This is a genomic window from Aminivibrio sp. (genome assembly GCF_016756745.1).
Lineage (GTDB): Bacteria > Synergistota > Synergistia > Synergistales > Aminobacteriaceae > Aminivibrio.
The window spans coordinates 1-2834 of sequence record NZ_JAESIH010000038.1; the positions used below are offsets into that span (position 1 = coordinate 1).

Here is a 2834-nt window from a genome sequence, read left to right on the forward strand (position 1 = left end):
CACCTCGTTATGTTTATTGTAACACGTAACGATGCGGTGGTCAAGTCGACGATTGTCAAAGTGCGATCATTACTTGGTTTATAGTGATTTCCCCGGCAACCTCGTTATGAATGGCCGGGAATCCAGGGTTAAAGAGTGGAACCCTACCGGGGTTCCATCTGCCCTCCGACAAGGGCATAATATTTTCCCCCTGCGGACACCAGTTCTGAATGGGTCCCCTGCTCCACGACCCGGCCGCCTTCCAGAACCACGATCTGATCGGCATTCTTCACGGTGCTCAGCCTGTGGGCTGCTATCACCACGGTCTTCCCCTCGAAAAATGACCTGAGATTGCCCATGATGACGGACTCGTTTCCGGCATCGAGAGCATTCGTCGCCTCGTCGAAGAACAGGAATCCGGGATTTTTGTAAATCGCTCTCGCGATAAGGATCCGCTGCCTTTGTCCCTGGCTCAGGCCGTGACCATCGTTCCCTATCAGCGTCTCGTATTTCTGCGGAAGGGATTCGATGAATTCTTCTAAATTCGCCATTCGGGCGGCATTTCTCACACCCTCCGGGTCCGGTTCATCTCCTGACAGGGCGATATTCGCGGAAATGGTGTCGGAGAAAATATACCCGTCCTGCATCACTGCCCCGCAGCACCTCCTCCATTCGCCGGGAGGAACTGAAGAGAGGGGAACGGAGCCGAGAAAAATTTCTCCTTCCGAAGGACGGTAGATGCCGAGAAGAAGCTTTAAAAAGGTCGTCTTCCCGCACCCGCTTTCCCCGACTACAGCCGTGGTCATTCCGTTCCGGACCGTTATCGACACCGAATCGAGCGCGTTGCCCGTATTCTCTCCGCCGTACCGGAAGGAGACGTTCTTCAGAATGACATCGGCCGAGGGAGAAATTTCCCCATTCCTTTCTCCCCCTTCGTCTTCTTCATCCGGGAGGGAGCGGACGGACTGGATTCTCTCGAAACTGACCGAGGCATCCTGGGCCTCGGTGAAAAAATGGAACAGGAAGTCTACGGGTCCGCCCAGCTGTCCAAGAATGAACTGGATCCCGAGCATGGTCCCGAGGGTGATGTCACCGTCCAGGACGGACCGGGCCGCCAGGTACGAAATAAGGACATACTGGGCCTCCCGGATCAGGGAACATCCGAGCAGCTGCCCCTGTCCGATTGCCAGTCCCCTGCGCTTTGCACCGGCAAGTTTTTCCTGCAGCGAATGCCAGGCATCCGTTTTCTTTTCCTCGCACTGATTGAGCCGGATGTCCTGCATCCCCATCACGAACTGTATCACCGCATCCTGGCTCCTGCCCATCCACAGGAATTTCTGATAATCGATCCTTCTTCTCGCGGAAAGGAAAAGGCGTGCCCACAGGACGTACAGTATTGTTCCGGCAAGAAAAACGAAGAACGTTGCCCTGCTGTAGAAAAACAGCACAATCCCATAAACGGCGACATTCAGAGCGGCCATCAGTATACCGAGAACCGAGCGGCTCAGGAAGGATTCCACCCGGTTGTGGTCCTGAAGGCGCTGCAGTATATCCCCCAGCTTTTTGACGTCAAAATAGCGGAGGGGCAGGTGTGCGAGTTTTTCGAGGAACGCCCGTACAAGGTTGATGTTTACCGGTGTACTGACGAAAAAGAGTGCCCATTCCCGGAAAAAATGGGCGCAGGTCCGGCCGGAGACCAGCAGGGCCTGTCCAAGGAAGACCGCCTTGAGGATTGTGATATCCCCTGTTCCGATTCCCCTGTCGACCGCAATTCTGGTCAGAAAGGGAAGCGTCATCTGGATGGCGCTCGTAAGAAGCATTGCCAGCCCTATGGAGGCCAGAAGGCGAACATAGGGCGCCATGAGGGGAGCCAGTGAAAGCATATTTTTTTCCTTTTCTCTTTCCGGCTCCCGGTGGGAACGGAAACGCTCCGCCGGTTCAAAGAAAAGGAGAAATCCCTCGTCCTCTCCTCCCGACCATCGTGAGCGGAATTCGCCGCAGTCCACGACCCTCTCTCCGTCTGCCGGATCCATGATGTGCATCTTCCCGTTCCCCGTTTTCCACAGAACGACGAAATGGTTTCGGTCCCAGGGCACGATGCAGGGAAGGAGCGCTTCTTCTTCCAGGCAGCTGAAGGACACGCGAAGGTACCTTCCCCGGAGTCCCAGGGCTTCGCCGGCCCTGCGGAGGCTGCCGAAGGACGTGCCGTCCCGGCCGGCTTCGCTCTTCTCGCGAAGATAGGGCAGGGAAAAGGATCTCCCGAAATGTCTGCAGATCATCTGCAGGCACGCCGGACCGCAGTCCATCATGTCCCGCTGCCTGCAAAAGGGAAAGGATTTCCTAAAAATCATTGATGTCTATAACCCCTACGCAATGCTCGGGATCTCTTTTGTATTGGAAGATCCGTGCGAGAATATCCGGGTGATTCCTGGCAAGATGAAGAAAGCAGGCAAACCTGAAAGCGATATCCAGCCTGAGCACATCGCACTCCTGCGGCGTGGGGTTGATGAATCCCTCACCGCTCATTCGCGCCGCCGCGCATATCCTGCAGAAGCGGACAGCCCAGCAGCTCCTGCATTCGCCCGAGTTTACGGTCCCGGCATATTTTCTGTTCACCTCAACGAGCTTTTCGAAATCCAGCCCCTTCAAGCAATGGCCTATGGGCAAATTCCCGCTGACCTTGTGGCATAGAAGATAATCTCCGTTTGCAGCCGCCATCAGATTATCGAATCCCATGGGGCAGGTCAGGGAGAGTTTCAGGAAATTGCTTCCGGAGGGATTGTCAAATACAAGTCCCGCGAACTGCAGAAGCCCGGCAAAGCATTCCATGTCGATTTCATCCCTGCCTGCCTGGG

2 protein-coding genes are annotated in these 2834 nt (G+C 55.5%); both read right to left on the bottom strand.

The window, feature by feature from the left end:
• Window positions 1-143 precede the first annotated feature (143 nt).
• Complete coding sequence (locus JMJ95_RS04700) at window positions 144-2330, bottom strand: peptidase domain-containing ABC transporter (RefSeq protein ID WP_290683155.1); 2187 nt, start codon at window positions 2328-2330, stop codon at window positions 144-146.
• On the bottom strand, window positions 2320-2834 hold a 515-nt coding region (locus tag JMJ95_RS04705; protein ID WP_290683157.1), incomplete at its 5' end, for a hypothetical protein. The genes JMJ95_RS04700 and JMJ95_RS04705, both read right to left, overlap by 11 nt.

What these genes read in the sequence shown, in the direction of transcription:
- JMJ95_RS04700 (WP_290683155.1), bottom strand. Translation starts at nt 2,330, where the DNA reads ATGATTTTTAGGAAATCCTTTCCCTTTTGCAGGCAGCGGGACATGATG.